This is a genomic window from Micromonospora sp. A202 (assembly GCF_006715105.1).
Taxonomy (GTDB): Bacteria; Actinomycetota; Actinomycetes; order Mycobacteriales; family Micromonosporaceae; genus Micromonospora; species Micromonospora zamorensis.
In genome coordinates, this window is the sequence record NZ_VFMP01000001.1 from 3750220 (window position 1) to 3774489 (window position 24270).

General features: G+C 69.8%; 22 protein-coding genes. 8 read left to right on the forward strand and 14 right to left on the reverse strand.

Features of this window, described 5'->3' with window-relative positions:
- The first annotated feature begins 54 nt into the window (after positions 1-54).
- The gene (locus FBZ33_RS17475; protein ID WP_141909890.1) at positions 55-2856 is read left to right on the forward strand and encodes a M14 family zinc carboxypeptidase; all 2802 of its coding nucleotides are present in this window, start codon (positions 55-57) and stop codon (positions 2854-2856) included.
- A 73-nt stretch (positions 2857-2929) separates the two neighbouring features.
- On the opposite strand, the gene FBZ33_RS17480 is transcribed toward FBZ33_RS17475, so the two are convergent.
- The 8 genes from FBZ33_RS17480 to FBZ33_RS17515 form a co-directional block, all read right to left on the reverse strand.
- On the reverse strand, positions 2930-3355 hold the full coding sequence (locus FBZ33_RS17480) for a hypothetical protein (protein WP_088948771.1): 426 nt from the start codon (positions 3353-3355) through the stop codon (positions 2930-2932).
- Positions 3356-3415: 60 nt separating this feature from the next.
- The gene (locus FBZ33_RS17485) at positions 3416-5599 is read right to left on the reverse strand and encodes a hypothetical protein (protein ID WP_141909891.1); all 2184 of its coding nucleotides are present in this window, start codon (positions 5597-5599) and stop codon (positions 3416-3418) included.
- A gap of 274 nt (positions 5600-5873) precedes the next feature.
- Positions 5874-7940 carry a cellulose binding domain-containing protein gene (locus FBZ33_RS17490; RefSeq protein ID WP_141909892.1) on the reverse strand — a complete coding sequence of 689 codons (2067 nt, stop codon included), beginning with the start codon at positions 7938-7940 and terminating at the stop codon, positions 5874-5876.
- Positions 7941-8225: 285 nt separating this feature from the next.
- The gene (locus FBZ33_RS17495; protein ID WP_141909893.1) at positions 8226-8639 is read right to left on the reverse strand and encodes a hypothetical protein; all 414 of its coding nucleotides are present in this window, start codon (positions 8637-8639) and stop codon (positions 8226-8228) included.
- Between the two features lie 2 nt (positions 8640-8641).
- Entirely contained in the window at positions 8642-9127 is a 486-nt protein-coding gene (locus tag FBZ33_RS17500; protein WP_141909894.1) for an EndoU domain-containing protein, read from the reverse strand.
- Positions 9120-9614, reverse strand: coding sequence for a hypothetical protein (locus tag FBZ33_RS17505; RefSeq protein ID WP_141909895.1), 495 nt, complete (start codon positions 9612-9614; stop codon positions 9120-9122). The genes FBZ33_RS17500 and FBZ33_RS17505 overlap by 8 nt, the downstream gene beginning before the upstream one ends.
- Position 9615: 1 nt before the next feature.
- Positions 9616-9942: a hypothetical protein gene (locus FBZ33_RS17510; protein ID WP_099854663.1), complete on the reverse strand. Its 327-nt coding sequence runs from the start codon at positions 9940-9942 to the stop codon at positions 9616-9618.
- A gap of 25 nt (positions 9943-9967) precedes the next feature.
- Positions 9968-10795, reverse strand: a complete 828-nt coding sequence (locus FBZ33_RS17515) for a hypothetical protein (protein WP_141909896.1) — start codon at positions 10793-10795, stop codon at positions 9968-9970.
- A 116-nt stretch (positions 10796-10911) separates the two neighbouring features.
- Between FBZ33_RS17515 and FBZ33_RS17520 the strand changes: the two genes are divergently transcribed.
- Positions 10912-11151 carry a hypothetical protein gene (locus tag FBZ33_RS17520; protein WP_141909897.1) on the forward strand — a complete coding sequence of 80 codons (240 nt, stop codon included), beginning with the start codon at positions 10912-10914 and terminating at the stop codon, positions 11149-11151.
- Here FBZ33_RS17520 and FBZ33_RS17525 read toward each other — a convergent pair.
- Genes FBZ33_RS17525 through FBZ33_RS17540 form a run of 4 tightly spaced genes read right to left on the reverse strand, consistent with a single transcriptional unit; the run spans position 11090 to position 15366 of the window.
- The gene (locus FBZ33_RS17525) at positions 11090-12133 is read right to left on the reverse strand and encodes a LacI family DNA-binding transcriptional regulator (protein WP_141909898.1); all 1044 of its coding nucleotides are present in this window, start codon (positions 12131-12133) and stop codon (positions 11090-11092) included. The two genes, FBZ33_RS17520 and FBZ33_RS17525, sit on opposite strands and share 62 nt — an antisense overlap.
- A gap of 53 nt (positions 12134-12186) precedes the next feature.
- Positions 12187-13023 (reverse strand): carbohydrate ABC transporter permease, encoded by an 837-nt coding sequence (locus FBZ33_RS17530; RefSeq protein WP_141909899.1) that lies wholly within the window; start codon positions 13021-13023, stop codon positions 12187-12189.
- Positions 13020-14018 carry a carbohydrate ABC transporter permease gene (locus FBZ33_RS17535; RefSeq protein WP_141909900.1) on the reverse strand — a complete coding sequence of 333 codons (999 nt, stop codon included), beginning with the start codon at positions 14016-14018 and terminating at the stop codon, positions 13020-13022. Before FBZ33_RS17535 ends, FBZ33_RS17530 begins: the two co-directional genes overlap by 4 nt.
- 52 nt (positions 14019-14070) lie before the next feature.
- Complete coding sequence (locus FBZ33_RS17540; protein WP_141909901.1) at positions 14071-15366, reverse strand: extracellular solute-binding protein; 1296 nt, start codon at positions 15364-15366, stop codon at positions 14071-14073.
- A 252-nt stretch (positions 15367-15618) separates the two neighbouring features.
- Between FBZ33_RS17540 and FBZ33_RS17545 the strand changes: the two genes are divergently transcribed.
- The 6 genes from FBZ33_RS17545 to FBZ33_RS17570 all read left to right on the forward strand — a co-directional run bounded on the left by FBZ33_RS17545 (position 15619) and on the right by FBZ33_RS17570 (position 21654).
- Positions 15619-17244 (forward strand): glycoside hydrolase family 43 protein, encoded by a 1626-nt coding sequence (locus tag FBZ33_RS17545; RefSeq protein ID WP_141909902.1) that lies wholly within the window; start codon positions 15619-15621, stop codon positions 17242-17244.
- A 453-nt stretch (positions 17245-17697) separates the two neighbouring features.
- The gene (locus FBZ33_RS33630; protein ID WP_185755325.1) at positions 17698-18900 is read left to right on the forward strand and encodes a chitosanase; all 1203 of its coding nucleotides are present in this window, start codon (positions 17698-17700) and stop codon (positions 18898-18900) included.
- Positions 18901-19058: 158 nt separating this feature from the next.
- Complete coding sequence (locus FBZ33_RS17555; RefSeq protein ID WP_099854677.1) at positions 19059-19451, forward strand: MerR family transcriptional regulator; 393 nt, start codon at positions 19059-19061, stop codon at positions 19449-19451.
- Positions 19421-19768 (forward strand): thioredoxin, encoded by a 348-nt coding sequence (trxA, locus tag FBZ33_RS17560; protein WP_141909903.1) that lies wholly within the window; start codon positions 19421-19423, stop codon positions 19766-19768. Before FBZ33_RS17555 ends, trxA begins: the two co-directional genes overlap by 31 nt.
- A gap of 73 nt (positions 19769-19841) precedes the next feature.
- Complete coding sequence (locus tag FBZ33_RS17565; RefSeq protein ID WP_255508923.1) at positions 19842-20351, forward strand: HAD domain-containing protein; 510 nt, start codon at positions 19842-19844, stop codon at positions 20349-20351.
- Between the two features lie 52 nt (positions 20352-20403).
- Positions 20404-21654: an HNH endonuclease signature motif containing protein gene (locus FBZ33_RS17570; RefSeq protein ID WP_141909904.1), complete on the forward strand. Its 1251-nt coding sequence runs from the start codon at positions 20404-20406 to the stop codon at positions 21652-21654.
- Positions 21655-21813: 159 nt separating this feature from the next.
- Here the strand turns inward: FBZ33_RS17570 and FBZ33_RS17575 are convergent, their stop codons facing one another.
- Together FBZ33_RS17575 and FBZ33_RS17580 are read right to left on the reverse strand one after the other, a co-directional pair.
- Positions 21814-23082 (reverse strand): MFS transporter, encoded by a 1269-nt coding sequence (locus tag FBZ33_RS17575; protein WP_255508924.1) that lies wholly within the window; start codon positions 23080-23082, stop codon positions 21814-21816.
- 61 nt (positions 23083-23143) lie between these two features.
- Positions 23144-23998, reverse strand: a complete 855-nt coding sequence (locus FBZ33_RS17580; protein WP_141912752.1) for an oxidoreductase — start codon at positions 23996-23998, stop codon at positions 23144-23146.
- Positions 23999-24270 lie beyond the last annotated feature (272 nt).

Below are 24270 nucleotides of genomic sequence, written 5' to 3' on the forward strand. Positions count from 1 at the left end.
CGGTTCATAGGCTCCGGCCACTGCGAGGCTTTCCCCAGGAAGGGAACCCGAGACATGGCCCCATCGTCGCGTCCGTTCTGGACGGTCCCTCCGAAGCGGCTGGCGGGTGCCGCCACGATCGCGCTCCTGCTCGGCATGGCTCCCCTGCTCAGCGGCACGGCGACCGCGAGCCCCACCCGACCCTCCCCCTGCAGCAACGACCCGACCTCCCGGCTGAGCACCGTGCCCGCCCCGGAGACCGTGCTCGGCTTCCCCCTCGGCGCGGGACAGGAGCGGGTCGTCACCAACGACGAGGTGCGGACGTACCTCGGGGCTGTGGACAGCGCCTCCAACCGGGTCGTCACCGGAGTGATGGCCACCAGCGTGCTCGGCCAGCCGCTGCCGTACGCGGTGGTGTCCAACGAACGCCACGTGCGGCCGTCCGCCCTGCGGAAGATCGCCGACGACGTACGGGACCTGCGCGACCCGCGCCGGACCAGCGCGCGGACGGCCGACCGGACGGCGAAGGACAGCCCGGCCATCGTCTGGGTCACCGCGAACGTGCACGGCGGTGAGAAGAGCGGCACCGACGCGGCGCTCAAGACGCTGTACGAGTTGGCGGCGGGCCTGTCCTGCGAGGTCGCCCGGCGCAACGACAACCTGGTCACCATCATCGTTCCGACCCAGAACCCGGACGGCCGCGACGCGACGCGTCGGCAGAACGAGTTCGGCTTCGACATGAACCGGGACTGGTTCGCCCGCACCCAGCAGGAGACCGACGGCAAGCTCGAACTGCTGCGCCGCTACCCGCCGCAGGTGTTCATCGACGCGCACGAGATGGGTGGCCGGCAGTACTTCTTCCCGCCGAACGCGGACCCGATCCACCACGAGATCGCCGGCGAGGCGGTGGACTGGATCAACCGGATCGGCGAGGCCAACAAGGCCGGCTTCGGCTTCAACGGAGCCTGCGACGACACCGTCACCACCGAGTGCTACTTCAACTACGACACGTACGACATGTTCTTCATGGGCTACGGCGACACAGTGCCCACCACCGGTTTCGGTGCGGCCGGCATGACGTACGAGAAGGGCAGCGCGTCGGCGGTCGCCGACCGGGTCCAGCAGCAGTTCCACACCCAGTGGTCGACGCTGGGCTGGGCCGCCGCGAACAAGCGCGAGGTGCTCAGCGGCTACTTCAACATCTGGACCGATGCGCTCGCCCAGGGCAGGGCGGGCACCCTGGAGCCGAACGAGGTGGTGCAGCCCACCAACGAGGTCCAGTTCCCCGTGCCGGACATCAAGATCCGCTCGTACTTCCTGCTGCCGGACCGGCAGCTCGCCGACGTCCGGCAGCTCGTCGAGCGGCTGCGCCGGATGGACGTCGAGGTGTACGAGGTGCAGAAGCCGACCCGGGTGCCCACCGCGCGGGTCTTCGGCGGACGGACCGCCACGAACGTGACAGTGCCCAAGGGCGCGTACTGGATCCCGATGGACCAGCCGCAGAAGCACTGGATCCAGGCCATCATGGGCGAGGACCCGTACGTTCCGTTCCCCTACTTCTACGACGTGTCGTCCTGGAGCAACCCACTGCTGATGGGCGTCTCCACCATCTACACCGGCGACAACGTCCGACCGAAGGCCGAGCTGGTCCGGGAGATCTCCGGCGGCCGGGGCCCGCTCGCGTGGCCGTGGGGTTCGTACACGTACCCGCTCGACTCGGCCGCCGCCGCGGAGTTCACCTTCCGCCTGCTCGGTCGCGGCGTTCCGCTCGTCCGTGACCTGAAGACCAGCCGCGTCGCCATACCGGCGACCAAGCTGAGCCGCACCGTGGACGAGCTGGCCGAGTCGTTCGGGGTGACCCTCACCCCGGGCGGGCGGCCCACCGGCACAAGCCTGGCCCTGCCCGACGTCGGGCTCTTCCAGGGCACCGGCATCTCCACCACCTCGGGTTCGCACGGCGAGGCCCGGTACGTGCTCGGCAAGCGGTGGGGGCTCGACCTCACGCCGGTCACCACTGCCGACATCAACGACAACACCGAGGCGTTCACCGGGCGTACCGTGCTGCTGGTCCCTGATGGCAGCAGCGCGACCGGCGGTCTGACCGCGACCGGGCAGGCCAACCTGCGCGACTGGATCGCCCAGGGCCACACCTACCTCGGGCTGCGCAACGAGGGCACACGGGTGGCCCGCGCGGCCGGGCTCACCTCCACCACCGAGAAGACCAAACCGGCCGACTACCTGGTGATCGGCTCGCACCTGCGGGTCGACGTCGACACCGACAGCCCGGTCGCGCTGGGCCGCCCGGCGGAGGACTTCGAGTTCAACAACAGCGACCCGATCCTCAACCCGAGCACCACCGGGACGAACGTGCTCAGCTACCCGACGGGTGACACGTTCTGGGCCAACGGCTACACCGTCGGCGAGGATGCCCTGAGGGGCACGGCGGCAGTGGTCGACGAGCCGACCGGTGCCGGCCGGGCGGTGCTGTTCGCGTTCAATCCGCTCTTCCGGGCGTACAACGAGAATGGTCTGCACCTGGTCGCCAACGCGCTGCTCTACCCGGCGGGCGCCTCGGACGCCCGGCGTTCCGCCGGGGTCGACCCGGCGCGCGCCAGCGCCGCCGCCGCGCCGGTCACGCCGGACCTGGGCGGCGGTTGGCGGCCGATCACCATCCAGGTGGCGGCGGCGGACCTGCCGCGCGCTGAGGCGATCGTCGAACGCTTCACCACGGACGCCAAGGCGTCCGCGAAGGACGGCTCGGCGTACGTCGTGATCCCCAACCCGCAGGGCCTCCAGGTCGACGAGCACCCATTCGCGAGCGATCTGGTACGCGCGCTCCGCGATGCCAAGGTGCCTCTGCGGTCGGTGGTCGGCTGACCAACCCGGCACGACAGAGCGCCCGTCCCCGACACGGAGACGGGCGCTTTGTCGTGCGCGCTGTTGCTGGGAACTATGCGCCGAGCTGGCGGAAGATCTCACCACACACGTCGACGCAATGCGCCAGCACGACGTCGGCCGTCCGCACCCCGGCCGTGGTGAACAGGAAAACCTCGCGGTCGACGCGTTCGACCGACTCGGTCCATGGGGCGGCCGTCATCGCCTGCTCGAAGAGGTCGTTGCCCGGGCGGGACAGGCCGAAGACGGCCAGCTTCCCGTCGTCGAAGCTGAGCGTCCACTCCCGGCCGTCCTTTGTGGAGACGGCCAGATAGCCCGGCAGGTCCTCCAGTGCCGGGTCCTGCGGCAGGCGCGCGGCGGCCTCAGCCACCGCGGATGACCCGGCCAGCGCGTCACCGTCGAAGACGTCCCAGCCGTCGACGCGCTGCGGCTCGACACCGTCGACCGCATAGCCAGGGCGGGACCGTTGCCACCAACTCATGGTTCTCACTATCAGGTAAGGGGGGCCCGGTGTCGCCACCAGGCCCCCACACGGACGGGATCAGGGCCAGAACGAGCCGTTCGAGGGATAGATCTTGTACGGGATGCGCTTGGTGCGCAGGCAGTCGAGGAGATCCTGCGGGATGTCCAGCGAGCCGTTGGCGTGCGGCAGGAAGTGCCACGTCGCCTCGGCCACCTGCGCCGTGTCGAGCAGGTGCCGGTCCTGTTCGCACTGCTTCAGGTAGTGCCCAGGGTACGGCTTACCCGTCTTCACCTCGTGCAGCTTGCGCGGCGGGCCGGTCTCCAGGAAGTCCGGCTCCCGTGCCGACCCCGGCCTGGGTACGCCCGGGGTGGCGATCCGCCCGGCGTGATTGCGCACGCCCGGCACCCCCGCCATCACCACGTCGGCGAAGTAGTCCTCGCCAGCGGGCGCCCCCCGCAGCCACGGCGTCGGCGATGGCGGCGGCGTCACCGCGCTGGTCAACGCGTCCGCCAGCCGCCCGAGGCTGTTGTCGGCCCGGCGGGCCATCCGCAGGATGATGTCGTCGGCGAAGCCCGCGTCGGTGAGCCGGCCGTAGTTGCCGAGCAGAATGGCACGGATGGTCAGCGTCTTGACGCTGTCGGAGATCTTGTCGTACTTGGCGACAAAGTGGATCACCTTGTCGAGCCGGTGCAGGTACCGCGCGACGAACTTCGCGGCCTTGCCCGGGATCGCCACCGCGTCACCGGCGTACGGGACCAGGCCCAGGATGCTCAACCCGGCGCCGACCCAGTCCTGGTGGATGATCCCGGCGACGGTGTCGCGCAGGTCCGCCAGGCCGCCGAGCACCCAACCGACCACCGGGATCAGGCTCAGCCCGCCGGAGCACAGGTAGCCCGACAGCCACGCCATCGAGTCCCGCGGTGAGAAGTCCCCGGCGATCAGGCCGACCACGAAATCGGTCACGTACGTCCACTTGCTGACCCGCTCGTCCGGGATCAGCGGATCCAGGCCCTGGTCCTCGGCGTGCGCGAGTTCGTACCCGTCGGCGAGACCGTCCCCGTCGCTGTCGGCGCTGAGCGGGTTCGTCAGGTGCTCGTTGATCTCCGCCCCGTCGCTCAGACCGTCGCCGTCGCTGTCCGGGTTCGCGGGGTTGGTCTCGCTGTCGTCGGTCTCCGTGGTGTCCGCGATGCCGTCACCGTCGGTGTCGGTGTCGGTCGGCGTGGTCTGCACCGGGTCGGCCGGCCCGCTGACTGGCGGCGGCGGGTTGTCCGCCACCAGCGGGTTGCGGCCCTGGGCCACCTCGGCCCCGTCGCCGAGGCCGTCGCCGTCGGAGTCCGCCTCGGTCGGCGAAGTGCCCAGCTCCTGCTCGCGCAGGTTGGACAGCCCGTCGCCGTCGACGTCCTCGGCGCCGTCGTTCGTCCCGTCACCGTCGGTGTCGGACCGGCCCGGCATGGTCCAGCCGGCGAGCTTGGTGATCTCGAACTTGTCGGTCAGGCCGTCGCCGTCGGAGTCGACCAGCAGCGGGCTGGACCCGAAGCGCAGCTCGACCACGTCGACCACGCCGTCGGAGTCGTGGTCGCCGCCGTAGGTGATGCCGAGGCGGGTCAGCACCTTGAAGCCGTTGGCCCAGGCGTCCGCCGACTGGATCGTCGCCGGCACCGGATTGGCCTTGACCAGCATGTCGTCGGCCTTGGCCAGGTTCACCTTCGCCGCAGCCAGATCCGCGAACGCTTCGGTCAGCCCCACCGGAGCGGGCGCGGGTGGTGGGCTGGCCCGGAACGGGCCGATGGTCGCCTCGGCGTCCTGGATCGCCGCGTCCGCCAGGAGGCGGGCCCCCGACAGGGTCTCCACCAGCGCGACCACATGGGCCTGCTCGGCCTCGCCGTTGGGCGGGCTGGCGCCGGTGAGCCGACTCTTGAGGAACGCCTCCAGGTGCTTGAGGTTGTCGAACGCCGCCGCGCCGTCGCCGGCGCTCTTGAGCCGGGCGCCGTCGAAGTACCGGCTGCCGACGTCCGCCAGCACCGGGTCGATCCGGCTGTCGCCCAGCCCGTCCCCCACGTACGGCCGCAGGGCCTGAGTCGACTCGGTGATGTAGACCTGAGCGTCGCTGGTGTAATCGGCGGTGGGGATCTTGGCGACCTCCACCTCCCAAAGGTGTCTACCTTCCGCCGACGCGGGCGTGGCGACCAGCGCCACCGGCACGGCGACCAGTGCCGCGACCACCGCGGCAAGACTCGAACGCAATCGTCTGCTGTGTCCCACTGACACCTCCGTCTATGTGTAACGACCAGGGATCAGGGGAATGCTATTCAAGGATGTGATTGCTTTCGGCCCCGCCAGAATTAGCCCCTCAAATGGCCAATTATCAATATGTGGGTAACAAAAACCCGGGTGGCGGTCGGCGTGCCACGAAGCCCGCCACGACCGACGTCGCCCCGGACTGGCGCGGCCCCCTGCCCGCCGGCACCGTCGCCGGGATCGAGGCCGGGATCCGGCCGGCCCGACGAACGGGCCGGCCGGCCACCCGGCGGCGGCGTCAGCCTGTCGCGCAGACGGTGCCGTTGAGGGTGAACGCCGTGGGCAGCACGTTCGGCCCGCTGTACGCGCCGACGAAGCCGGCGCTGACGCTGCCGCCGGCGGCGATCTGCCGGTTGTCGTCGGTGGGCGTGACGCGCACGGCGGTGCCGACCTGCTCCCAGGTGGCGCTCCAGCCGCTGCTCACCTGCTGCCAGCCGGTGGGCCAGGTCCAGGTGAGCGTCCACCCGTTGATCGGACTGGTCCCGTTGTTGACGATCTCGACGCCGCCGATGTAGCCGTTGCCCCAGTCGCTGTTCGTGGTGAACCGGACGGTGCACGCGCTGGCGGCGGGGCCGCCGGTGGCGAAGGTGAGCGGCGGCGAGGACCAGGACACCCGACCGGCGGTGTCCCGGGCCACCACGTTGACCGTGTACCTGCTGCCCGGCACGAGATTGCCGACAGTGAACGAGGTGGCCGCCGTCTCGCCGAGCTGCTCGCTGAGCCCGCCGTTCTGCCGATACACCTCGTACTTGGCGATCGGGCTACCGCCCGGGGTCGCCGCCGGCCAGGAGATCGTCGCGGCCCGGTCGGTGACGCCGCTGACGGTGGGTTGGCCCGGTGCCGAGGGCCGCCCGGTGGTCGCGCCGGCCGGTCGCAGCACGAGCGTGGTCAACGAGTACGCCGGCAGCGTCCGGCTGGTGGCGGAGCCGGACTGGCCGGTGGCGATGCCGGTGGCGCCGTTGGCGAGGGTGGACACCGTCGGCGCGGCGGTCGACGGGGTGAACCCGGCATAGTCGATGGTGACCGGGTGGGCGTTGTCCGGGTCCTTGTTGACCAGCAACACCGCGAGGTCGCCGTTGCGCCGGCGGACCGCGTGCGCGCTGACCAGCGACTCGTCGCTGCCGGCCCGCACGAACTGGTCACCGGCCTTGGCGAAGAGCTTCATCATGCTCAACCCGTGGTACGGCGCGAACGGTGTGTTCAGCGGTGGTTCGCAGACCGAGCCGTCCTCGGTGCAGGCGCCACTGGAGAGCATGCCGAAGTCGCCGTAGTCGGTCTGCCCGGCGACCTCCGTGACGGTGCCGATGCCGTTGTGCACGTTCCACCAGTGGACGGTGAAGATGCCGTTCTCCAGCAGCTCGCTGTAGGCGTCGGCCAGGAAGAGCGCGGCCGGTTGGGTGGTCCGGCCGGCATCGACGTTCAACTCGGTGAAGCTGATGCCGATGCGGTCGGCGTTCGGGCCGGCGTAACGGCTGAGTTGCTGCCGCAGCAGGTAGGTCGCATCGGAGATGTGGCTGGTGCGGGCCAGCGAGTCGGCGGCGCTGCCGCCCGGGTACCAGTGCACGTCCACGAAATCGATCTTCGGGCCGGCGATGGAGAGGACTGTCTGGTTCCACGGGCCCGGGTCGCTGCCAGCGGTGATTCCGTCCGGCCAGTTGCCCGGCATGGTGAGCACCGCGCCGACCTTGATGCTCGGGTCGACCGCCTTCATGGCGTCGGCGTACTCGACGACCAGCCGCGCGTACTGTGTCGCGCTCTTGTCCGGGTGGTCGTCCGCCTCCCAGGCGGACCCGTAGTGGCCGTTGCCGTAGTTCTCGTTGCCGACCGTCCAGTACCGCGCGCCGTACCCCTTGGTCACGTTGGCGTAGCGCACCCAGTCCGCGGCCTCCGCGGGGGTGCCGGTGCCATAGTTCGCGATGATCATGGGCTGTGCGCCGACCCGCTTCACGGCCGCCATGAACGTGTCGAAGTCGGTGTTCGGCGCGACGTAGCCGCCGGGCGCGGTGTGGTCCTTCCAGTGGTAGATGTCGGCGTACGAGCCGCCGGGATAGCGCATCATCTGCACGCCGGCGTCGCGGAGCAGGTCCGACGTCTCGGGGGTGCCGAGGTTCTGGTCCCAGATGGCGTGGTTGACGCCCAGCGCGGTGTCGGGCACGGTCGCCATCCCCGCCCGGGCGTCGACGGTGACGGCGACGGCGGCCGGGTCGGGTGCGGCGCTGGCGTTGGGTGGGTTGACGCCGGAGAGCGCGGTCGCGGCGAGCAGCAGGCTCGCCAGCAGCGTCGCGCGGCTTCTCGGGAGGTTCATGGGCGGATTTCCTTCGCGGTGAACGACGGTGAGTCGCCCAGCCGGACGGATGTGACGCGGTGGCGGGGCGGACTCGTGGACGGACAGGCCCCGGTGTCCCATCGCTCGTACCCCGTCCCCCGGAATCCCTGGTCGGACCCCGGCTGCCCAGTGGACGGGCGTCGGCCCCCGCAGGCGCGGCAGGCAATCGACGGCCAAGAATGTCACGGCCGGATCGAAGATCTCAAGGGCCCCGACCCGAGCGGCACCGGCGCACACGCGTCGGGCCCATCGGAAAAAGGGGTGTCAGCCGTCGAGGCGCAGCAGGTGACGGCCGGGGAACGGGCCGCCGTGCTCCTGCTCCCAGGTCGCCAGGTGCCGCTTCCTGTCCTGCACGGACGGGGCGAGGAAGTCGAAGTAAGTGAGGATGACCTCGCGCGCCTCGTCGACCGTGTACGTCGTACCCGACGGGACAGGCCCGAGGCTGTCCACCGTGACACCGGTCGGCGTGCAGCGCACGACGGCGGAGTTGCCCTCGTACTCCTCGTACGCGGAACGCCCGGACACCACGTCGTCGATGCACTGCAACAACTCAAGGCAGTCCGGGGCGTAGCTCTGGATGTCGCTGGTGAGTTGGGAGGCGAGGTCGCGGAAGCGCCGGTCACCGCTCGTCATGGTCGGCGCGCCGTACTGGTTACGACCGAACTCAACGTGCCCCATCGTCAGCTTCCCCCCACCGGCCAGGCCGAATACCACGTCGTGCCGCCCGGATTGTAGAAGCCCTCCACCAGCACACCGTTGGCCCTACCCTGCCACTTGTTCGGATCCGCCGGGTGCGGACCTCCCGACCGGAACGCGCCCTCGATCGTCTCGTCGACCCGCTGCGGCGTCCAGTTGTCCGGGAAGAACGTGCTCGAACCCCGCTTCTGACGCCAGACACCGCCGTCGTCGAGCACATCGACCCGGGCCCGGTACGTGCCGTCGACGTGCCGCTCCAGGATCATCTCCCGGCCGTCGGGGCCCACGCGGACCCGGGCGCCGGGCGGGTTCTCCCCCATGAAGCGGTGGTGGAAGCCGGTGCCGCGGGGCGGGTTGGCGTTGGCGTTGACGTGGCCACGAAAGATGTGCTCGTAGCGGCGGTGGCGCATTCGCGCCCGGAGCCACTTCTCGACCGGCCGAAAGAGGCCCGCCTTGCCGCGGCTACCCACCGAGTACCGCTTCGGTCGCCATGTTCAGCAGTTGGTCGATGAGGGCGCCGGTGATGAGCTTGAAGATCGGGATTTCCAACAACGAGGCGCCGAAGGTGACCGCCGCCGTCGCGACGGCCTGCGCGATCTGGATGGCCAGCAACGTGAGCTGCACTATCACGTTGATCTTCAGGGCGAGCACTATACCGGCGCACACCATGAGCCCGGCCCCGATCAACGCCGCCGCGGTAGCCCCGTCGTCGAGGTTCGTCTTCGCCGAGTCGCCGGCCTGCCAGGTGGCCTGGAAACGCTCGATGGCGTCGTCCCGGTTGTCGGTCCACACCTGCCGTGCCGAACTGTCCGCGTCGGCCACCGGCGCGGCCAGACGGTCCGGGAAGGCGAGCCATGCCTGGCCCATCTCCAGCAACTTGGTCTCATCGGCCTCGGGCCAGGTGTAGCCCAGAAGGCCCAGCAGGGACACCAACTCGGCGGGCAGCGTCATTCCCATGTCAGCTGAGCATCTCCCCGAAACGGCCGAGATGCTCCACGATGGCACGCTCGGTTTCCTGATAGTTCAGGCCCATCACTCGGCTCAACTTGCCGATGTCCTCGATCTCGACCCCGTTGGCGTCGTAGCTCTCCAGCGCCAGGTCGCGGATCGTCTCGTACACCATGCCGATGAGCGAACCGAGATCGTCGTTGCCCCAGGGCGCGCCGAACGCGGCCAGCTCGGCGTCGAAGGCGGACAGCGCGGAGCGGATGCGCTGGGCCGAGGCGACCATGTTGTCACCCGCCTCGATGATCGTCTCCGGGTTGATCTCAATCTCACCGGCCATCACGCCTCACCCCGTTCGATCATCGTCACGGCTCCCGGACGCGGGCCATCATGCCGGTCAACGCCCCGGTCAGCGCAGCCATCTGTCGGATGCTGGCCTCCTGCAGCTCAGCGGCCCGACCGCCGAGGTCCTCCCAGGACGGCCCGTCCTGCGGGGCGTCCGCCGGGTCGATCTCGTCAAGGGCCCGATTGACCGCCTCGACGATCGACGCACCCAGCTCCGCGGAGGTGAGTCGACCGGCACGAGGCATCAGCTCCAGACGGACGATCTGGCCGGCGACATCCACCTCGGCCAGGACATGCCCAGCGTCGTCGGACCCGGTCCACCGACGCTCACCCTCCTCGACCTGGTCGGGGCCGGGCGTCGTCGCGCTCGCCGACCGCAGCACGTCCAGGACACCGTGCAGCAGGTCTGCCGAGCCGTGCGCCGGAAGGTCACCACCGAGCCCGGTCGCCGGGCCCACCTTCGCGACAGCCTCGGCCAACGCCCCCTGGAGGCGGTGCATCGCCAGCTCGCTCTCCGCGAGGACCGCCGCCACACTGTCGGTCAATCGCGAGACGTCCGGTGCCGTCTCCACATCGGATGGCACGGCGCGGGTCTCGGCAAGCGCGTTGTTGGACGCCTCCGTCACCAGGGGGCTCAGCTCCGCACCGGACATCCGCATCAGCTGGGCGGCGACCTCGACCGACTGCAGGCGACCTGCCGCCGCGGCGACGGTCACCGACCCGTGCGCGTCGTCGGCGCGGCTCTGCGCGACCGCGTCGGTCCTCGGTGGGCCCGCGCGCAGACCCGCCAGCTCCTGGCGGTACGCGTTCACCCGCGCGGTCCAGCTGTCCCCGGCATCGTCTGACATCCCGCAGCCTCCCCGTCCTGGCCCACGAAACCCTAGCAACGAAAGCCAAACCCGAAGGGCCGTGCTGGTCAGCCCCGGGCCGGACGTCGTGAGCACGGCCCGAATACTCTCTCGGCATGCGGGGACGGTCCGGCGCGCTCAGACGGTGGTACGGGAATCGCGGGCGACTCGCTCGTCGTGCCTTCGTGGCGGTGGTGGTCGGTGCGGTGCTGCTGACCGGCGGCACGGTGGCCAGCGTGGTGTGGATCCGCGACGCGGCCGACGGCCACATCTACAGCGAGGCGCTGAACGGTGTCACGACCGGGGCCGCCCCGACGAGGGCTCTCGCGGCGGTGCGGCACTGTCGCGCACGATGAGTTCGGTGGCCAGCTCGACCCGGGGGCTTTCGGTCTTCTCGCCGCCCGCGAGGCGCAGCACGGTCCGCGCGGCCAGCATGCCCATCTCGGCGAGGGGTTGACGAACGGTGGTCAGCGGCGGTGAACACCAGCGGACCTCCGGCAGGTCGTCGAAACCGACCACGCTGACGTCGTCGGGCACCCGCAGGCCGCGCTTGCGGACCGCCTCGTAGACGCCGAGGGCCATCTGGTCGCTGGAGGCGAAGATGGCGGTGGGCGGATCGGGCAGGGCCAGCAACTGTGTGCCCGCGCTGAACCCGGCCTCGTGATAGAAGTTGCCGGGTCGGATGAGGGCGTCGTCGATGGGGATGTCGGCGGCGCCGAGGGCGGCCCGGTAGCCGTCCATCCGGGCCCGGCTGCACATCAGATGCGGTGGGCCGGCGATGAAGCCGATGCGGCGGTGGCCGAGGTTGATCAGGTACTGGTTGGCGCTCAGGGCACCCGCCCAGTTGGTGGCGCCGATGGTGGGTGACTCCTGGGGGTCCACACCGGCGGGGTCGATGATGACCACCGGCAGGTGCAGGCGGCGCAGCTCGGCCTGCAACGGCGGGTTCACCATCGAGGTCACGAAGATGATGCCCTCGGTGGAACGCGTCCGCATGTTGTCGAGCCACTGCTTGGCCGAGGAGATGCGCCAGTGGATGGCCGACACGACGGTCCCGACGCCGCTGGTCTGACCGACGTCCTCCACCCCGCGGATGATCTCGACGGCCCACGGGCTGTCCAGGTCGTTGAAGACCAGGTCGATGAGGGCGGCGTCGGTGCGCCGGGCCGGTGACCGGCGGCGGTAGCCGTGCCGGTTGAGCAGCGCCTCGACGCGTTCCCGGGTGTCGGGGGCGACGTCGGAGCGACCGTTGATGACCCGGGAGACCGTGGGCACGGAGACACCGGCCAACCTCGCGATCATGGCGATGGTGACGTTTCGGCCGTTCTCCGTGCCCACGGTCCCCCCTTCGTCGTGCTGGAAGCGTCAGGTCTGCTCGCGGTGACGCGATGTCATCCCTTGACGCTGCCGGTCAGGCCGCCGATCAATTGGCGCTCGGCCACGGCGTAGAAGCCCAGGGCCGGCAGCATGGACAGCACGACGTACGCGAGCACCCGAGCGGTGTCGTCGGCGTACTGGCCCTGGAAGGCCTGCACCCCGACGGGGAGGGTCCACCAGCTCTGGTCGCTGAAGACGACCAGCGGGAGCATGAAGTTGTTCCAGCTGGTCACGATGGCCAGCACCGACACGGTGGCCAGGGCCGGACGGGCCATCGGCAGCAGGACCCGCCAGAAGAACCCGAACGAGCCGCAGCCGTCGAGGACGGCTGCCTCCTCGACCTCGGCCGGGATGGTGCGGAAGAACTGGCGCAGAATGATGATGGTGATCGGCAACCCGAAGGCGGCCTGGGGCAGGATGACACCCAGCGGGTTGTCCAGCAGGTTCATGCCCCGCAGCAGGACGAACAGCGGCAGGATGGCCACCGCGAACGGGAACATCAGCCCGATCGCGAACAGCGTCACCAGGAACTCGCGGCCCCGGAAGGCGTAGCGAGCGAAGACGAACGCGGCCATCGCCGCCGCGCCGACGACAATGACGGTGCTGCTCACGGCGATGAGCAGGCTGTTGCCGAGCTGCCGCCAGAACACGCCGTTGCTCAGGATGTCGATGTAGTTCGGCACCCAGGGGTCGGGCCAGCCCAGCGGGTTGGTGGACAGCTGCCCGTTGTCCTTGAAGCCGCCGAGCACACCGAACCACACCGGCACGACGATGAGCGCGCCGACGGCGATGCAGACGAGGTGCAGCACGATGCTGCGGGTCCGCTGGGCACGGCTCGCCGTGGCGGTCATCGCTGGCCTCCCTGGTTGGTGATCGCGCCCGCGGTGTCACGACGCAGCACGATGCGTTGGTAGAGCAGGGCGAAGACGAGGCTCAGCAGGAACATGACGATGCTGATGGCGCTCGCGTAGCCGACCTCGAAGCGGCGGAAGCCGAACTGGTACATCGTGACGGCCAGCGTCTCCGAGGAGTGGATCGGACCACCGCCGGTGAGCACCCAGACCATGTCGAACAGCTGGATGGTGCCGATGACGGACAGGAACACGCTGATCCGGATCGTCGGGCCGAGCAGGGGCAGGGTGACGTGCCGGAACGCCTGCCAGGCGGTGGCACCGTCGGTGACCGCAGCCTCGGACAACTCCTTGGGGATTCCTTGCCGGGCGGCCAGGAAGAGCATCATGTAGAGGCCGAAGTACTTCCAGGACACCACCAGGAAGACGGCGAACAGCACGGTGTCCGGGTCGGCGAAGACCGCGCCCGCGTCGGCGCCCAGCCACCGGGAGACACCCTCGCCCAACCCTCGGTTCGGTGAGAACACCAGGGTGAACAGGACGGCCGTGGTGACCTCGGAGAGCACGTACGGGGCGAAGAAGATCAGCCGGTAGATGGCCCGGCCGCGAATCGGCTGGTTGAGGAGCATGGCCAGGGCCAGCGCCACCGGCAGCTGCACGACCAGGGACAGCACCACCAGCACCAGGCCGCGCCGCAGGTCGCCGCGGAAGGTCGGGTCGCCGAAGGCGCGGGTGTAGTTGTCCAGCCCGATGAAGTTCTCCGGCAGCCCGAAGCCGTTCCACTTGTAGAGGCTGGCGTAGCCGGCCACCACGATGGGGGCGAGGACAAGTAGCAGGAACAGCGCCAGGGCAGGCGCCAGGAACACGGCGAGGACGCCACCCCGGCCCGGCCGGGGCTGGCGGCCGCGCTGTCGCGCGGTGCCCGGCCCCGGTGCCGGCGGATCGGTCGCCGTGTCGCCGCGCCTCGTGTCCGACACGGTCGATGGCCTGGTCATGCCTGCTCCACTCGGGTTCTACGGCCGGCTACGGATGGGTGATGGATCACGGTCAGACGGTCTTTGCCACCTGCGTGATGTCCTTGAGAATCGCCGCCGGCGACTTCTTGCCGGCGATGATCTCGGCGACGCTGTCGTTGATCTGCTGCCCGAGCGCGGGCGCGTACGCCTGGTCGAGGTAGAGCTGGAAGCCGGTGTTCTTGGCCAGGGTCTCCGCGACGACCTTGTTGTTGGCGTCGCTGATCGCCGAGGTGGCGTCCTTCACCGTGGGCAGCACCGCGCCGGTCTGCGCGGACCGCTTCTGGTTGTCGGCGCTGAGCAGGAACTTCAGGAAGTCGATGGTGGCGGCCGGCGCGTCCTTGCCGACGGCGAAACCGTTGCCGCCACCGAAGACCTCGGTCGCGGAGCCCTTGCCGCCGTCCACGGCCGGGAACGGGAAGAAGCCGAGCTTGTCGCCGAGGCCCTTCTTGCTGGTGGAGCTGGACGCCTGCACCGCAGGTGCCCACTGCCCCATCAGCTCCATGGCCGCGCCGCCGTTGCCCATCGTGGCGGCCTGCCCGTCGGGCGAGCCGAACTCGGCGCCCAGGAACCCCTTCTGGAACGGCTGCAGGTCGACGAGCTCCTTGAGCCGCTCGCCGGCGGCGGCGAGATCAGGGGTGTCGAAGTTCTTGTCGTCGACGGCCTTCTGCAACGCGCCCACGCCGCCGATGCGCATGGCGAGGTAGGACCAGTAGAAGTGGGCCGGCCACTTGTCCTTGCCGGCCAGGGCGACCGGGGTGATGCCGGCGGCCTTGAGCTTGCGGACCGCGTCGAGCAGGGCAGCCCAGGTGGCGGGAGCCTCGGTGATGCCGGCACGGGTGAAGAGGTCCTTGTTGTACCAGAACCCGACCATGCCAATGTCGAACGGGATGCCGTAGACCTTGCCGTCGATCGTGTAGGGCTGCATGGCGGCGGGCAGGATGCCGCCGACCAGATCCTTCACGTCGTCGGTGAGGTCCTTGACCAGGCCCGCGTCCACCTGCTGCTTGAGCACGCCGCCACCCCAGGACTGGAACAGGTCCGGCGGGTCGCCGGCCTGGGTGGCGGTGGTGAGCTTGGCCTTGAAGGCCTCGTTCTCCAGCGGCTGGATCGTCAACGTGACGTTGCTGTGCGCGGTCTTGTACTCGTTGGCCATCGCGGCCCAGACCGGCAGCATCGGGTCGGTGTTCTGGATGTGCCACCAGTTGATGGTCTGCGGGGCGTTCGGGTCGCTGGATTTCTCGTCGCCGCTACAGGCGCTCAGCAGGTAGGCGCCAGCGCCGGCACCGGCGAGGCCGAGCAGCGTTCGGCGGGAAAGGTGTGTGGTCATGATCCATCCCTTCGGGGACTCACGGGGTGCTCGGACGCCGGCCGAGCCGGCGGGGTGGAACCTATGGATCTCCGGAACTTTCAAAGCTTCGCCGGTATTACCGGTCGATGGCCGGCACGCTACGAGCTGTTTCCGCAACGGTCAAGACCTCTGTCCTATTGCGAAAAGACCGGCTAGCGTAGTCACGACTTCCAGCGATCCGGGACCGCAAGTTTCCGGAAGTTCCAGACAGCCCCGTCCAGAGGAGCCCTCGTGTCGACCGACATCGCTAACGTGGCGACCGCTACCCGGTCGATCCGCAATCCCGTCCTCGCCGGGTTCCACCCGGACCCGTCGATCCTGCGCGTCGGGGACGACTACTACCTGGCCACCTCGACGTTCGAGTGGTATCCGGGCGTGCGTGTGCACCATTCGCGTGATCTCGTGAACTGGCGCACCCTGGGCGGGGTCATCACCGACCGCCGCCTGCTCGACCTGCGAGGCTGCGGTGACTCCAACGGGGTGTGGGCACCCGACCTGACGTACCACGACGGCCAGTTCCATCTCGTCTACAGCGACGTCGCCAGCTTTGCCAGCGGCTACTGGGACCCGCAGAACTTCCTGGTCACCGCCGAGGACATCACCGGCCCCTGGTCGGATCCGGTGAAGCTGCACGGGCGCGGGTTCGACGCCGCGCTGTTCCACGACGACGACGGCACCAGTTGGTTGCTGAGCATGAGCGCGGACTGGCGACCCGGTCGGGACCGCTTCGGCGGCATCGAGATCCAGCAGTACGACAGGGCCGCGCGCAGCCTGGTCGGCCGGCCGCGCATCCTGTTCACCGGCACCCCGGTCGGGGTCACCGAGGGCCCACACATCTACCGGCACGACGGCTGGTACTGGCTGATCACCGCCGAGGGCGGCACCAGCTGGGAGCACCAGGTCACCGTGGCGCGGTCCCGGGAGCTGTTCGGGCCGTACGAGGTGGACTCGGACGGTCCTCTGCTCACCTCCGTCGGCCGCCCCGAACTGCGATTGCAGAAGGCAGGCCACGGCAGCCTGGTCCGTACGCAGGACGGCGAGTGGTACCTCGCCCACCTGGTGGGCCGCCCCTACTCCCCGCTGGGCAGTTGTGTGCTCGGCCGGGAGACCGCGATCCAGCGGGTCGAGTGGCCGGCGGACAGCTGGCCGCAGATCGCCGGAGGGGTGCCGGCAGACGAGGTCATCGCACCGGACCTGCCCGCGCACCCGTGGCCGGCGGAGCCCGACACCGACCACTTCGACGCCCCCGAGCTGGGCCTGTGCTGGTCGACGCTGCGCCGGCCGGCCACCGCGGACTGGGTCGACCTGCACAGCCGCCCGTCACACCTTCGCATCCACGGCGGGCAGTCACCGGTCGGTCGACAGGCCCCCAGCCTGGTCGGGCGACGCGTCGGCGCGATGCACTGCTCCCTGGAGACCGTGCTGGAGTTCGACCCGGTCGACCACCGCCAGCTCGCCGGGATCACCGCCTACTACAACACCCTCAACTGGCACCACCTCTACCTGACCCGCGCCGACGACGGGCGGACGGTGCTGGAGCTGCTCAGTTCCGACAACGGGCGGCGCACCCCGCACCCCGAGCTGACCGTCGACGCCAGCGGCGTGGACCGGGTCGGCCTGCGGGCCGTGTTCGACGGACCGGTGGTGCGTTTCGACTACGACCTCGGCGCCGGATGGCAGCGGCTACCGGTCGACCTGGACGCGACGATCCTGTCCGACGAGCACGCCGCGCTGATCATCGACGGTGAGCCGGCGGCGTGGGGTTTCACCGGGGCGTTCCTGGGCCTGTGGGTGCAGGACCTCGGCGGCGACGGCGCGTACGCCGACTTCGACCTGGCCACCTACCGCGAAGAGTGAGCACGCGGACGGCACCCGGTGGGTGCCGTCCGCGTTCCGGCCCCGACTGCCGATCCGTTCGCCGCGCGCAGCACCTCGTCCACCCGGAATCCGGTCGCCTCGACCTCACCCCGTACCACCAGGTCCGCGGCCTCACTGAGCTGCCGCACCGTGCCGTACCCACGCAGCTTGCCCTTGGCCGCCGGGAGCGCGGCGCCGGTCGGCGTGGCCCTGGTCGGCGCGGCGGCACTGCTGACGACATCCAACTGGGCGGGCCGGGCATCGAGCGCTCAAGTGTCTGTCAACGAGATGAACATGCGTCGTCACGGCCTGCGGTCGTCGATTGACGACCGCACGAACGTACTGATATCTGTTAATACAGTTTCCTGATGCTCGCGGTGCCCGCCGGGGCCGAACCGCCGCGCCGGGTCACCGACCGGCCGGCGGCACGCCGCCCCTTCCCCGAGGAACACCATGGTTCACAAGAGAACAGCCGCCTACGTCGTGGGCGCCCTGCTGATGGGCGTCGCCGCGATCGGTTACGGGCTGCCGTCGGCCAGCGCCGCGACCGCCGGCCCGATCACCGGCCTCGGCGGAAAGTGCGTCGACGTGGCCGCCGCCAACTCGGCCAACGGCACGGCGGTCCAGCTCTACGACTGCAACGGCAGCGCGGCCCAGACGTGGACCGTCGGCAACACCGACAACTCGATCCGGGCGCTCGGCAAGTGTCTCGACGTGACCGCCGCGTCGACCGCCGACGGCGCCAAGATCCAGTTGTACGACTGCAACGGCACCGGCGCGCAGAAGTGGACCGCCAGCAACGGCACGCTCGTCAACACCGGCTCCGGCAAGTGCCTCGACGTCACCGACCGGAGCACCGCGAACGGCGCCCGGTTGCAGATCTGGACCTGCGGCGGCACCACCAACCAGCAGTGGACCCTGCCCGGCGGCGGCACCCCAACGCCCACCACCCCGACCGGAACCAACCTCGACGACCCGGCGAAGAAGGACGTCGCGATGCAGCTCGTCTCGGCTGCGGAAAACTCCTCGCTCGACTGGCGCGCGCAGTTCTCCTACATCGAGGACATCGGCGACGGGCGCGGCTACACCGCCGGCATCATCGGCTTCTGCTCCGGCACCGGCGACATGCTCGAACTGGTCGAGGCGTACACGCGCACCAAGCCGGGCAACGTGCTGGCCGGCTACCTGCCGGCGCTGCGCGCCGTCAACGGCACCCCCTCGCACTCCGGCCTGGACCCCAACTTCCCCCGCGACTGGCGGACCGCGGCCAACGACTCGGTGTTCCGGGCCGCACAGGAGGCCGAGCGGGACCGGGTCTACTTCAACCCATCGGTACGCGACGGCAAGAACGACCAGGTCCGGGCGCTCGGTCAGTTCGCCTACTACGACGCGGCGGTCATGCACGGGTACGAGGGGATGCGCCAGATTCGAAACCGCGCCCTCGCTCGGGTGAAGCCCCCGGCGCAGGGCGGCGACGAGCGGACCTGGCTCAACGCCTTCCTCGACGAGCGGGTCATCGAGATGAAGAAGGAAGCGGCCCACTCGGACACGTCCCGGGTCGACACGGCCCAGCGGGTGTTCCTCAACAACGGCAACTTCAACCTGAACACGCCGTTGGTGTTCGCCGTCTACGGCGACCAGTTCCGCATCGGCTAGCGCACAGAGGCTCAGGGCGCCGCATCCCGGCGCCCTGAGCCATGCGTGGGCCTGGGCTCGGGGCTGGGCCTGGGCTCGGGGCGGGTTCGGGAGCAGCCTTGCCTTGACGCTGACGACAAGGTTTAGCCTGGTCGCGACAGGCTGGTCGAGGAGGTCTGATGCTGATCGGCGAGCTGGCGGAACGGGCCGGCACGAGCACCCGAACGCTGCGCTACTACGAAGCCCACGGGCTGGTACAACCGCAGCGCTCAGCGAACGGCTACCGCGTCTACGACGAGGCGGAGCTGCGGGTCGTCCGGGAGATCCGGGCGCTGCTCGACGTCGGCTTCGGCCTCGACGACGTCCGACCGTTCGTCGCCTGCCTGCGAGCGGGCAACGCGTCCGGTGACGTCTGTCCGGATTCCGTGCTGGTGCTGCGACGCAAGCTCGCCGAGGTCGACGACTACCTCGATCGGCTCGGAGCGGTCCGTCAGCAGTTGCACACCCAGCTCACCCACGCCATCGAGCACCGGGAGAAAAAATGCCCCAGGAAACGAGCGTCAGCTCCCTGATCACCGTCACCGACGACACGTTCGCCGAGCTGGTGCTGGCCAGCGACCGGCCCGTCGTGGTCGACTTCTGGGCGGAGTGGTGCCCGCCGTGCAAGATGATCGAGAAGAGCCTCGTCGAGCTGGCACAGGAGTTCGGCGACCGGATGGTCATCGCCAAGCTCAACTCCGACGACAACCCGCAGGCCACGCGGCGCTACGCCGTCATGTCCCTGCCGACACTGCTGGTGTTCCGTGGGGGCGAGGTCGTCGGCTCGATCGTCGGATCCAGGCCGAAACTCCACCTGCGGCAGAGCCTGACCATGCACGCCGGCCTGTGACCGCCCACCGGCCCACGCCGGGCGGATGGTGGAGGCGATCGTTCTGCCCTCCGTCTGACAGCGGCGTCGTGACGTGCGAATAACCCGACCCCTGCTGCTGCTCGACATCGACGGTGTCCTCAGCCCGTACGGCAGTCCTCAACCGCCGGCCGGCTACACCGAGCACCGCCTGTTCCCCGGAGAGGAACCCGTCCGTGTCAACCCCGTACACGGCACCTGGATCACCGAAGCGAGTGCCGTCCTGGACATAGCCTGGGCCACGAGCTGGAACGATGAAGCAAACCAACTCCTCGCTCCGCTTCTGCACATCACTCCCCTGCCGGTGGTCACCATGCCGTGCACACCGTTCCACCCCAGCGAAAAAATCCCACTCATTGCCGCCTACGCCCAGCAACGGCCCGCAACATGGATTGACGACCTTCACTCGCCCGAAGCCCACGTCTGGGCCGCGAGGCGTACCGGCCCCACTTTGCTGATCACCACCGACCCGGCGATCGGCCTCACCCGCGATTCCATCGACCGCGTCATCACCTGGGCCAGGCCCTTCAACAACCCCCAGGAACCCCTCGGCTCCGCCTCATAGCGATCGATCGCGACCACTGAAAGTTGTCGTACACCTGTTCTAGTGTGTGGTCATGGTCGAGGAGTTGGCGCAAGCAGACGACGCGGTCGCTGCCTGCGTTGACGACGCCGCCTGGGCTCTCGCCGAGCACGAGCTGATCGCGGCGCTCGACGCCGCACACCGCCTGGAGCAACGTCTCGCCGCCGTGAAGCTGGCGTTCGTGCGGGAGGTGGACGGTCGGGGCACTGCGGTCGCGCAGGGCGCGTCCAGCACCGCGGTCTGGTTGCGTGAGCGACTGCGGTTGACCATTCCCGCAGCCCGTCGGCTGGTCGATCTCGCGGCGTGCGTCGACGCGGCCCCGCCGGCTGTGCGGGGCGCGCTGGCGGCCGGCGCGGTCAGCGTGGAGCAGGTGCGGGTCATCGCCGACACCGTGAGCACTGTGCAGACGGTCGCCGGGCCGGAGGTGGCCGACAAGGCCGTCGGTGTGCTGGTCGACTGGGCCGGGCAGTTCGACCCCATGCTGCTGCGCAAACTCAGCACCCGCATCCTCGACCACGTCGCACCCGACATCGCCGACGCCGCCGCCCAGGCCGCACTGGAAGCCGACGCCCGCCGAGCCAACCGCGACCGCCACGTCACGATGTCCACGCTGACCGACGGCCGACTCCGACTCACCGGCATCCTCGACAGCGAAACCGCCGGCCTGCTGCGCGCCGCGATCGACCCGCTGACCGCCCCGTCCGGCCCCGACGACCAGCGCTGCGCCGGGCAGCGCCGCCATGACGCCCTCGCTGACCTCTGCCGGCTCAGCCTGCGCACCGGGGAGCTACCCGAACACGGCGGCGACCCCGCGCAAATCGTCGTCACCACCAGCTACGACGCCCTCGCGGGACAACTCGGCGCCGCCACCCTGGACACCGGCCTGCACCTCACCCCGCAAACGGTGCGCCGACTCGCCTGCGACGCCGCGATCCTGCCCGCCGTGCTCGGCGGCACCGGCCAGGTCCTCGAGCTCGGCCGACAACGCCGCCTCGTCACCGGCCCACTACGCCGCGCCCTCGTGTTACGCGACGGTGGCTGCGCCTTCCCCGGCTGCGACCGACCACCCCGCTGGTGCGACGCCCACCACATCCGGCACTGGGCCGACGGCGGCCCCACCAACCTCAACAACGCCGTCCTACTCTGCGGCCACCACCACCGACACCTCCACCACAACGACTGGACCGTCCAACTCGGCAACGACAACCACCCCGACTTCATACCGCCCGCCTGGCTCGACCCCGACCAACTCCCCCGCCGCAACCACTACCACCGACGGACATAGACACAACCAGCGGAGAGCAATCACTCCTGCCGTGGTGACGAGGCATGCCCTCGGGACTACTCCACGAGTGGTCGGCCGCGCCGATGCCCGACATCGGGCCCTTCTGCGCCGCCGTCGACGGGCACCGCCCGCGCTGCTGCCGCCCACGATCGCTGGTCTCTAGACGGCCTCCGCTGAGTGCGGACGCGTTCGCTCGCCCCACCGGACGACCGCCGGGGCGGCGAGCCCGACCGCGACGAAGATGCCGCCCATCAGCAGCCATCCGGGGGCACCCCAGGCGATGCAGAGCAGGCCCAGTAAGGAGGGTGCGGCGACGTTGGCCAGGCCCGTGCCGAGCCCGGAGATTCCCGTGTACTGCCCCTGCGCGTGCGCAGGCGCGAACCGGAACTGCAACTCGAGTGAGCCCGCCGCCTGCCACAGCTCGCCGACGGTGTGCGCGGCGACCCCCAGCGTCATCACCGTAACGGCGAGCCAGCCGGGCATCGCCGCCGTGGCGGCGATCAGGGCCATCCCGATCAGGAACGCCAACCCGGAGCGGCGCATGGCCCGACCGGCCGCTGGACTGGTGTCGATCCCCCGGCTCGCTCTGACCTGGAGTGACGCCACGAGGGCGGTGTTGACCAGCACGGCCACTCCGACGAACCAGCGCGGCGCGTGGGTCTGCGAGACGATCCACACCGGCAGCGCGAAGACCAGCACCTGGCCCTGAATTCCCAGGATGGCGTCCAGCGCGGTGACTGCCAGATAGGGCTTGTCCTTCAGTGCGATCCAGCGCCCGGTCATCTGGGGCACTGGAATGGGCGGCAACGAGGGCAGCCGAGTGATGATCGCGGCGCACGCCAGGAAACTGATGGCGTTGCCGACGACCAGGGCCAGGTAGGCCGCACGGGTGTCCAGTTGCACCGCGGCGCCCGCGGCGAGGGCGCCACAACATCCGGCGAGGTTGGCGACCGAACGCAGATAGGCCCGGTACCGGGCCAGGTGCGTGCCGCCGAAACCCCGCACCAGCGGACCGCGAGACGCCCCGCCGGCTGAGTGGGCGAGCTGGGTCAGGCAGACCAGGACGACGAACAGCCAGAACGTGTGCACGAAGGCCAGGGCGGCCATGGTGGCGGCACGGATGATCAGAGTCAGCAGATAGATCTCGCGCGGCCCCCGCCGATCGGCGAGATGCCCCACCGGGATCCCGGCGAGCATCCCGACGAACGCTGCGATGCCCATGCCCAGAGCGACCTGCGCAAGGGGAAGCCCGACGGATCGGGTGAAGAAGAGCACGGCGCTGGCCATGAAGATGCCACTTCCGAGCATGTTGACGAAGGTCGCGAAGGCCAGGACACGCCGAGGGCCGTGATCGGGGATGAGTCCTCGGGCAACGAGCCATGAGCTGTCGGGCGGCGGGATGGGGATGGGCGTTGTCGCTGCCTGCACAGGAACGGACCTTCCGTCGGAGGGTCGTGGGCTCGCGGCAGGGCCGCATCCTGCCGGGCCGCTACTCGAGGCTGGCCAAATCGTCCGGCGACAGGACCAGCGCCCCGGCGGCCAGGTTCTCGACCAGGTGATCGGGGTTGCCGGTACCGGGGATGGCCAGCAGGTGCGGGCCGCGGCTGAGGGTCCACGCGATACGCACCTGCGCCGGCGTCGCGCCGTGCGTGCGCGCGACGGCTTGCACTGCCGCGTTGGCGGCCACACCGCCAGCCTCACGTCCGTCGCCGGCGATCGCGAAGAACGGCACGAACGCGACACCCTGGTCGCCGCAGGTACGCACGAACTGGTCATGCATGCGTCGGGTGTCGACACCGTACGTGTTCTGCACGCAGACCACCGGGGCGATCGCCTGCGCCTGCGCGAGGTGCTGTGGGCGAATGTTGGACAGGCCGAGATGCCGGATGAGACCGGCGTCGCGCAGCTCGGCCAGCGCGCCGAAGTGCTCCGCGACCGAGTCCAGTCCGTGCTGGCGCAGGTTCACCACATCCAGATGGTCGCGGCCGAGTTGGCGCAGGTTCTCCTCGACCTGCCCGCGCAGCTGGTCCGGCCGGGCCAACGGCAGCCATTCCCCCGAGGGGTCGCGGCCGGGCCCGACCTTGGTGGTGATGACCAGGTCATCGGCGTACGGCGACAGCGCACTATTGATCAACTCGTTGGCCGACCGGAGCGGCGAGAAGTAGAACGAGGCTGTGTCGATGTGGTTCACGCCGAGCTCGACCGCGCGGCGCAGCACGCCGACGGCCCGCGCGCGGTCGCTCGCCGCGCTGCCGTTGCCCGTCAGGCGCATAGCGCCGAATCCGATCCGGTTGACGGTCAGGTCGCCGAGGGTCCAGGTGCCAGCGGAACTCGCACTGATCATGTTCGTGGGCATTGGGCGAACTTAGCCACCGCCGCTGACCTGCGCAGTCGGTCGTCTGCCCGATACCGACCGCGCAGAATCGTTGTTAAGTTATCTATCGTGGGAAGCGCTCCGAAGGCAGCGCAGTGACAGCCCGCATTTCCCCTCGGTCCTGGTGCCCTACCGTCCACGTCTGACGGATCCGCCTCCGAAGGCACGGTCGCCGTCGCTCAGCGCGGTCCCGATCAGCACGGTCGTGGCCTCGCCTCCTGCCCACGGTCGTTCAGCGCTCG

What these genes read in the sequence shown, in the direction of transcription:
- FBZ33_RS17570 (WP_141909904.1), top strand. Translation starts at nt 20,404, where the DNA reads ATGGTCGAGGAGTTGGCGCAAGCAGACGACGCGGTCGCTGCCTGCGTT.
- FBZ33_RS17515 (WP_141909896.1), bottom strand. Translation starts at nt 10,795, where the DNA reads ATGTCAGACGATGCCGGGGACAGCTGGACCGCGCGGGTGAACGCGTAC.
- FBZ33_RS17480 (WP_088948771.1), bottom strand. Translation starts at nt 3,355, where the DNA reads ATGAGTTGGTGGCAACGGTCCCGCCCTGGCTATGCGGTCGACGGTGTC.
- FBZ33_RS17555 (WP_099854677.1), top strand. Translation starts at nt 19,059, where the DNA reads ATGCTGATCGGCGAGCTGGCGGAACGGGCCGGCACGAGCACCCGAACG.
- FBZ33_RS17535 (WP_141909900.1), bottom strand. Translation starts at nt 14,018, where the DNA reads ATGACCAGGCCATCGACCGTGTCGGACACGAGGCGCGGCGACACGGCG.
- FBZ33_RS17520 (WP_141909897.1), top strand. Translation starts at nt 10,912, where the DNA reads ATGCGGGGACGGTCCGGCGCGCTCAGACGGTGGTACGGGAATCGCGGG.
- FBZ33_RS17510 (WP_099854663.1), bottom strand. Translation starts at nt 9,942, where the DNA reads ATGGCCGGTGAGATTGAGATCAACCCGGAGACGATCATCGAGGCGGGT.
- FBZ33_RS17540 (WP_141909901.1), bottom strand. Translation starts at nt 15,366, where the DNA reads ATGACCACACACCTTTCCCGCCGAACGCTGCTCGGCCTCGCCGGTGCC.
- FBZ33_RS17580 (WP_141912752.1), bottom strand. Translation starts at nt 23,998, where the DNA reads ATGATCAGTGCGAGTTCCGCTGGCACCTGGACCCTCGGCGACCTGACC.
- FBZ33_RS17475 (WP_141909890.1), top strand. Translation starts at nt 55, where the DNA reads ATGGCCCCATCGTCGCGTCCGTTCTGGACGGTCCCTCCGAAGCGGCTG.
- FBZ33_RS17505 (WP_141909895.1), bottom strand. Translation starts at nt 9,614, where the DNA reads ATGGGAATGACGCTGCCCGCCGAGTTGGTGTCCCTGCTGGGCCTTCTG.
- trxA (WP_141909903.1), top strand. Translation starts at nt 19,421, where the DNA reads ATGCCCCAGGAAACGAGCGTCAGCTCCCTGATCACCGTCACCGACGAC.
- FBZ33_RS33630 (WP_185755325.1), top strand. Translation starts at nt 17,698, where the DNA reads ATGGTTCACAAGAGAACAGCCGCCTACGTCGTGGGCGCCCTGCTGATG.
- FBZ33_RS17495 (WP_141909893.1), bottom strand. Translation starts at nt 8,639, where the DNA reads ATGGGGCACGTTGAGTTCGGTCGTAACCAGTACGGCGCGCCGACCATG.
- FBZ33_RS17490 (WP_141909892.1), bottom strand. Translation starts at nt 7,940, where the DNA reads ATGAACCTCCCGAGAAGCCGCGCGACGCTGCTGGCGAGCCTGCTGCTC.
- FBZ33_RS17530 (WP_141909899.1), bottom strand. Translation starts at nt 13,023, where the DNA reads ATGACCGCCACGGCGAGCCGTGCCCAGCGGACCCGCAGCATCGTGCTG.